Origin of the sequence: Acinetobacter sp. A1 (assembly GCF_012371315.1) — a bacterium.
Taxonomy (GTDB): Bacteria; Pseudomonadota; Gammaproteobacteria; order Pseudomonadales; family Moraxellaceae; genus Acinetobacter.
Genome location: NZ_JAAZQY010000055.1, coordinates 1 through 6,772, shown reverse-complemented (window position 1 = coordinate 6,772; position 6,772 = coordinate 1). Strand labels below are relative to the sequence as shown.

Below are 6,772 nucleotides of genomic sequence, written 5' to 3'. Positions count from 1 at the left end.
GATTGGACCCTCTGACTTGGGGTTGATGTTCATGCCGCCTGTTTTTCCTGCTCATTGGCACGTTTCGCAACCTGTTCTCATTGCGGACACCTTTTCCAGCCTCGTTTGGAAAGTTTCATTGCCAGACGGGACTCCTGCAATCGTCAAGGGATTGAAACCTATAGAAGACATTGCTGATGAACTGCGCGGGGCCGACTATCTGGTATGGCGCAATGGGAGGGGAGCAGTCCGGTTGCTCGGTCGTGAGAACAATCTGATGTTGCTCGAATATGCCGGGGAGCGAATGCTCTCTCACATCGTTGCCGAGCACGGCGACTACCAGGCGACCGAAATTGCAGCGGAACTAATGGCGAAGCTGTATGCCGCATCTGAGGAACCCCTGCCTTCTGCCCTTCTCCCGATCCGGGATCGCTTTGCAGCTTTGTTTCAGCGGGCGCGCGATGATCAAAACGCAGGTTGTCAAACTGACTACGTCCACGCGGCGATTATAGCCGATCAAATGATGAGCAATGCCTCGGAACTGCGTGGGCTACATGGCGATCTGCATCATGAAAACATCATGTTCTCCAGTCGCGGCTGGCTGGTGATAGATCCCGTCGGTCTGGTCGGTGAAGTGGGCTTTGGCGCCGCCAATATGTTCTACGATCCGGCTGACAGAGACGACCTTTGTCTCGATCCTAGACGCATTGCACAGATGGCGGACGCATTCTCTCGTGCGCTGGACGTCGATCCGCGTCGCCTGCTCGACCAGGCGTACGCTTATGGGTGCCTTTCCGCAGCTTGGAACGCGGATGGAGAAGAGGAGCAACGCGATCTAGCTATCGCGGCCGCGATCAAGCAGGTGCGACAGACGTCATACTAGATATCAAGCGACTTCTCCTATCCCCTGGGAACACATCAATCTTACCGGAGAATATCGTTGGCCAAAGCCTTAGCGTAGGATTTCGCCCTCTCCCGCAAACGACCCCGTTAATTTAAATAAGTGCATGTTTTTATCCTACTCTTGGTAAGTCAGACCATTTGGTTAAATACGAAGGTGATCTAAGGTTTTGATTCATGTGCCATGTGGCTTCTTTATTGTTGGCAATGCCTAGCGTGACGAGATTCTTCCCAAACCGTTCACTGATGGCTTCGATGGCATCTGAAAGCCTTTCTCGCTCTTGCTTATGTGAATAGTCCGTGAATAGATCGGGCACAAACTTGGATTGATCTGTAATTTCGAGCAGCACGATTCCCGCCTTTTTATACTTAAAGCCTTTCTTAAATATCTGATCGATGCCTTTCATCGCGGCCTTGGTGATGAGCAGTAGATCATCCGTATGCTCATGCATTTGAACGACGATGTAAGGCGAGTAGCGCTCTGTCTTATCAAAGCGACCGGTTTGGATATACACGCCGATCATCTTGCAGATTGAGCCATCTTCCCGCATTCGTTTCACGGCTCTGGCCACATAAAGCCGAACCGAAGCTTTAATGTCATCCATTTCATACACTGGGTTGCCATATGAACGGCTGCTGATGATTTGCTTCTTCGCTACAGTATCATCACTAAGGTCAATACAAGAAAGGCCCTGTAGCTCAAGCACCGTCTTTTCCATCACGATACTAAACTGCTTTTTGATTTCTTTAGGATTGGCATTGATCAGATCCAGCACAGATTGAACACCCATAGTATTGAGCTTCTTACAGTTCTGTCTGCCTACGCCCCAAACCTCAGACACATCAACCTGCGCGAGTAGCGTTTCTGTAGAGCATGGGTCCATATGGGCCAGATTACAGACCCCATTGAAGAACTTGTTTTTCTTGGCGAGATGATTGGCAATCTTGGCTTCGGTTTTAGAGCGACCAATTCCAATACAGCAGGGTAGGCCTAACCAACGCCAAGCCTTAGCCCTCATGTCTTGAGCATATACAGTCAGGTCAAATAGATGCTCGTAAGCTGTGAGCTTCAGAAAGCATTCATCAATGGAATAGACCTTGTATCTTGGAGCTTGTAGTGATTAGCTTCCACTATATGCAAATTGTAGAGTTTGTAATAGACCTAAGACTTTTAGTCTGTGAAAGAGATAAAACCTACAATTTGCCCTAACCACTTGCACAACTCTGGACGGTAACTAAGCACTTTGATGCTGTATTCACAAGAAAAGACGGTGGTTATGCTAAAACAATAATTGGATAAATAAAGCAGGTAAAGATTATGTTTTATCTTGGTATTGATGTTGCTAAAGCTAAAATTGATTGCTGTTTAATTTTAGAAAATTCTGCAAGTAAAAAGAAAACCAAAACTTTTTCAAATACACCAAAAGGTTTTGAGCAACTTCAAACCTGGCTAAAGCAGCATGCTGCAACTTCTACGCAGACCATTATCTTAATGGAAGCCACATCTATTTATCATGAACTCTTGGCTAAATATTTATTTGATGCGGACTATCAAGTCTGTGTAACCAATCCTGCCAGAGCTCGATATTTTGCTCAGAGTATGTCTAAGCTAAATAAAACAGACAAGGTGGATAGTGAAGTTCTAGCTCGATTTGCGATGACTGCCGATCTACATTTTTGGCAACCTTTACCCCAACCTATTCAATTTCTGAATGCTTTGCTAGATAGAAGAGCTGTGCTTTGTGAAGATTTACAACGTGAAAAGAATCGTTTGGAAAAAGCAGAGTCTACCTTCACGATGGAACCTGTACTTCAGTCTATCCATAAGAGTATTAGGCAGTTAAACAAGCACATTCAGGGTATCGACCAGCAAATTGATGCTCATATCGATCAGAATCCTGATTTAAGAAATGATAAAGAACTGCTCAGCAGTATTCCAGCTATTGCAGATCGAACCAGTTTATTAATGCTCAGTTTCTTGCGCAGCCATACTTTTGAAAGCGCTAGTCAAGCGGCCGCCTTTGTTGGCTTGGTCCCCATTCAAAAGCAATCAGGTAGCTCCATTCATGGCAGAAGCCGTTTATCCAAAGCGGGCTCTTCCAAAATACGTGCCGGTTTATATATGGCAGCCATTGTCGCAACTCGGCATAATCCCCACATTAGAGGGATGAATGAAAGATTATTGGCCAATGGTAAAACCAAAATGATGGCGATTGGAGCTGCGATGAGGAAGTTGGTTCATCTTTGTTATGGTGTACTCAAACACCAACAACCTTATCAAGCGGATTATTGAGCATGAATTCTCAATAATTTGCTTGACGTTTCAGACGGTATCTCTTGATCTCCTGGTGCAACATAGTCCCCAAGCAGCTCCATAAAGCGCTTGGACATTTCGCCATATAAGGAGAAATTACTGGATAGCACCTGAATGTTATGTTGTTTGATTAGCTCTTTAATTTGGAATACAGGAACACCCATCTTGATGCCTAAGTCTTTCGCTTCCTGGCTTCTGGCCACGGCACAGCCGTCATTGTTGCTGAGCACAATGGTTGGGCGATCATTCAAGGCAGGATTAAACACACGCTCACACGAGACGTAGCAATTATTCACGTCGACTAACGCGAATATTTCATTTTCACTTTGCATGGTTATTCTTCTTTTTATGAGCGGTGATAAATACGCTTTAAATTAAAAGTCACCACACCCCAGATTGATATGGTCTGACTATCATCAGGAATGATGTGATTGTAATTCGAATTTTCAGCCTTCAACCAAAGTTCTGGAAGCGGATAATCTTCATCTCCAAATATTTCTTTGATTTCAGACTTGGACATCTTATTGGTGATCATCAGCCGCTTAATGGTCGAGGCATTGTCATCAATCAGGGCAACCACGATATCGTAATGCTTGGCTTCAATACTGCGATCAATAATGATTGGATCATTAATCTCTAGGCCAGCATCGAGCATGGATTCACTGTCTACATAGGCAATAAAAGTAGAAATAGGGTTGTGAATCAGGAACTCATTCAGATCGAGTGCTTTGTCTTGCTCATCCTTGGTGCTGAAGGCCGGACCTGCAGGAATACGCTCTAAAGAGACGGGAATAGATACTTTGGATTTGGGTAGGACAGCAGTAAGCCCTAATTTTTCAACAAGCTCATTTTGAACAGCGATTTGTTCAAGCACGGTGTTGATGGTAGGACTTGGTTTACCCTCTGGACCCATGAGCTCTTGTAAAGATGACCATGCGTCGTCAGAGAAGTAAATAGGCAACTTCTTAGACATGAGATACTCCTACGCTACGAGGCGTGTTTGGAAGTAGAATTTGTTTAAATAGGATATTACTAACAGCGTTTAAAATTCAAATTTAAAAAGTTGTGGATAAACAAGGATGCGTCAGAATAAGACGTTTTGTTTCTGCTCATCGCGTGGAAATGTGACGAATTCATCGGGCATTTGAAAGAAATATTCATGCGCATGTTCATGATCGGCTGTTAGCCAGTCTTTTCTGTACTGTTCTGGAATAACGATAATGGATCGCTTCTCATCCTTCGGTGCATGGAATTGTTTCATAAAAGGGTGATGGTCCGAATTGATGGTCAACATTGAAAAGGAACGTACCTTATTGCCATTAATCACTGCATCATCATAGATCCCTGCAACAGTAAAAGGCTGATCATCTTTACGCTTGATGGTGTACCAGTGTGGCTTGCCATTGATGTATTTCGGCTCATAAAATTCTTGTACTGGGACTAGGCAGAACTTGCTGTACTTCCAAGCATGTCGAAAGCTAGGCTTATCTGCTACAGACTCAGTTCTGGCGTTATAAGTATGACTGCTGAACTTCAATTCTTTCGCCCAGCTCGGTAGTAATCCAAACTTTGCAATATCAAGCTCTAAGTGATCTGAGCCGTTCAGAATGATTGGAGCATGATAGGAAGGGAATACATGATCCTTAAGCTCAAGATCAAACTGGCTTGTATCGACACCTAAGAGTGTCAAATTTCTTTTATTTGGAAATAGGTAATTTGAGCACATAGCCTGATCACATAACTAAAGAATTTATCTGAAATTGTATACGATGCTTTATGGAACACATGGGATTTATGGTGTCAGTTCAAGTAGGCTATATGAAAAAAGTCATGATGGGGCAAGTTACATTTTCAGTTAAAGTATGACTTATGGGATGCAAAACTACGTTGGGCGTGAAGTCATAAAAAAATTAATCAGGATTTTGCATAAATAGTGCGCCGTAAGGCGCATTATTTTTAAGGAAGGTTTGTATTACTCGACAATATATAACTTATGTTTTTTCTTCGGGGGCTCAACTTTAGCTAAAGCATCAAATGTTAATTGATTAAAATCTTCTTCAGAGATTCCAATTTCATCAAGCATTTTATTTTTATCAAAAGATGGTTGTGAGGCTAAAACAGAGATAATTTTGGGCAACATCAAACTCTCATCTCGATGAGTTTCTTCAGGTTCATTAATGTTGTAGCCCAACGAATTGATCTTTATAGAGTTACTACGATTAACCCAATCACTAACTAAGCCCAGCTTGTGAGCTTTATAGTTAATAGCCTTCAGGGATGTTCGCCAAATCTTTTTATACTCAATCATATTTTCTAGTGAAAAATAGCGTGGAGCAGTAGAAAGAAATGCATCTGTTGGCATTAAAAATTCAGATGAAAATTGATCCGCTTCAGTTTCGAGAACACGATTATCTTTCTCGACACGAATTTTTTTGTTATGCGTATGCATAACGGTATGACCAAGTTCGTGTGCACAATCGAAGCGGGCTCTTTCGGCAGACTTAAATGTATTTAGAAATATGAAAGGGCTACCACTTTCATCATCAAAAAAAGATAGTGCATCAATTTCTCGAATTTCAGTCGGTAATCTAAAGACACGGATTCCCTTTAGCTCACACAACGAAACAATGTTATTAATAGGTTGATTACCTAAAGCCCATAAACCTCTCAACTCTGACGCTAGGTGATCGGCATACTTAGATTCACCCAAAAACTCAGTAATATCTAAATCAGGACGGTGAAAAGTAGGTAACTTTACTTTCTGATTTAAGTACTTGTTAATATTTATTGCTAAAAGAGTATATGCCTCATTAGCTTTTCTATGCTGTGCTTTAATACGAGCAACCGATCTATAGAAGATTTGGTCTGTTTCATGTGGTTGTGTGTCATTACCTGCAAAGAATGACTTGGGTAAATTTAATACACGGCATATATCATCTTGATCATTTTCATTGATTTCTTTATCCACGTCTAAAAGTTGCTTTACCTTAGAGATAGAGCAACTCAATTTTTCTGCGAAATCGGTATTGCTAAGTCCTCGTAATTCTTTAGCAATACGTAAACGATCTTTATTAAACACATTAACCTCAGATTAAACTACAAGCTGAATATCAAAATCATCTGGTTTAATTTCATTAGATGGTTCCAATACTGGCTTAGGATCAGTTTTTACAGGAACTGTATTATCTATTTCAAATGCAATTCTGCAAGTATGGTCACTTGGTAAAATTGAAATTTTTTTCGCTTTTAAGTCCTGTACGAAGCTAGTTGGGTATGCAAATTCAAAAGGAATATTTGGGATATCAATGTCTTTATAGGCTGGATGTGATGCTGAAGGAAAGTATAAAATCCATGTTCTCAATTTTGTCTCATCATCATAAGCAGACTGATTCTCCTTAATATTATTTAATGTCATTAATCCTTTTTCACAGTGTGCTGATACAACTTGATCAGCTAACCCCAATGCAATATTCCCGCTCATAAAGATAATTTGTATTTTCTTTAAGCTGTCATTAAAAAGTAAACATGTATTCTTTTCCGAATTGGTTTGATACTCTCTCCACCCATTGCTCTATTTTA

The 6,772-nt window shown here is 41.6% G+C and carries 5 protein-coding genes and 3 pseudogenes; 2 read left to right on the top strand and 6 right to left on the bottom strand.

What is annotated here, in order from left to right:
* The first annotated feature begins 25 nt into the window (after positions 1–25).
* Complete coding sequence (locus HHA41_RS12615; protein ID WP_000480968.1) at positions 26–862, top strand: aminoglycoside O-phosphotransferase APH(6)-Id; 837 nt, start codon at positions 26–28, stop codon at positions 860–862.
* A 130-nt stretch (positions 863–992) separates the two neighbouring features.
* Here the strand turns inward: HHA41_RS12615 and HHA41_RS12605 are convergent.
* Positions 993–1,979: pseudogene (locus HHA41_RS12605) on the bottom strand (DUF4113 domain-containing protein); the annotation flags it as partial.
* Positions 1,980–2,197: 218 nt separating this feature from the next.
* On the opposite strand from HHA41_RS12605, the gene HHA41_RS12600 reads away from it, so the two are divergent.
* The gene (locus HHA41_RS12600) at positions 2,198–3,172 is read left to right on the top strand and encodes an IS110 family transposase (protein WP_150378074.1); all 975 of its coding nucleotides are present in this window, start codon (positions 2,198–2,200) and stop codon (positions 3,170–3,172) included.
* 38 nt (positions 3,173–3,210) lie between these two features.
* On the opposite strand, the pseudogene HHA41_RS12595 reads toward HHA41_RS12600, so the two are convergent.
* From HHA41_RS12595 to HHA41_RS12575, 5 genes and pseudogenes are all read right to left on the bottom strand, one after another.
* Positions 3,211–3,525: pseudogene (locus HHA41_RS12595) on the bottom strand (Y-family DNA polymerase); the annotation flags it as partial.
* Between the two features lie 14 nt (positions 3,526–3,539).
* Positions 3,540–4,166, bottom strand: a complete 627-nt coding sequence (locus HHA41_RS12590; RefSeq protein ID WP_000038641.1) for a S24 family peptidase — start codon at positions 4,164–4,166, stop codon at positions 3,540–3,542.
* Between the two features lie 111 nt (positions 4,167–4,277).
* Positions 4,278–4,919, bottom strand: coding sequence for an SOS response-associated peptidase family protein (locus tag HHA41_RS12585; protein ID WP_002046584.1), 642 nt, complete (start codon positions 4,917–4,919; stop codon positions 4,278–4,280).
* A gap of 246 nt (positions 4,920–5,165) precedes the next feature.
* Complete coding sequence (locus HHA41_RS12580) at positions 5,166–6,272, bottom strand: ImmA/IrrE family metallo-endopeptidase (protein ID WP_150378256.1); 1,107 nt, start codon at positions 6,270–6,272, stop codon at positions 5,166–5,168.
* 12 nt (positions 6,273–6,284) lie between these two features.
* A pseudogene (locus HHA41_RS12575) lies at positions 6,285–6,704 on the bottom strand (hypothetical protein); the annotation flags it as partial.
* Positions 6,705–6,772: the final 68 nt, after the last annotated feature.

Coding starts and splice junctions, on each gene's coding strand:
- HHA41_RS12615 (WP_000480968.1), top strand. CDS start 26: ATGTTCATGCCGCCTGTTTTTCCTGCTCATTGGCACGTTTCGCAACCT.
- HHA41_RS12600 (WP_150378074.1), top strand. CDS start 2,198: ATGTTTTATCTTGGTATTGATGTTGCTAAAGCTAAAATTGATTGCTGT.
- HHA41_RS12590 (WP_000038641.1), bottom strand. CDS start 4,166: ATGTCTAAGAAGTTGCCTATTTACTTCTCTGACGACGCATGGTCATCT.
- HHA41_RS12585 (WP_002046584.1), bottom strand. CDS start 4,919: ATGTGCTCAAATTACCTATTTCCAAATAAAAGAAATTTGACACTCTTA.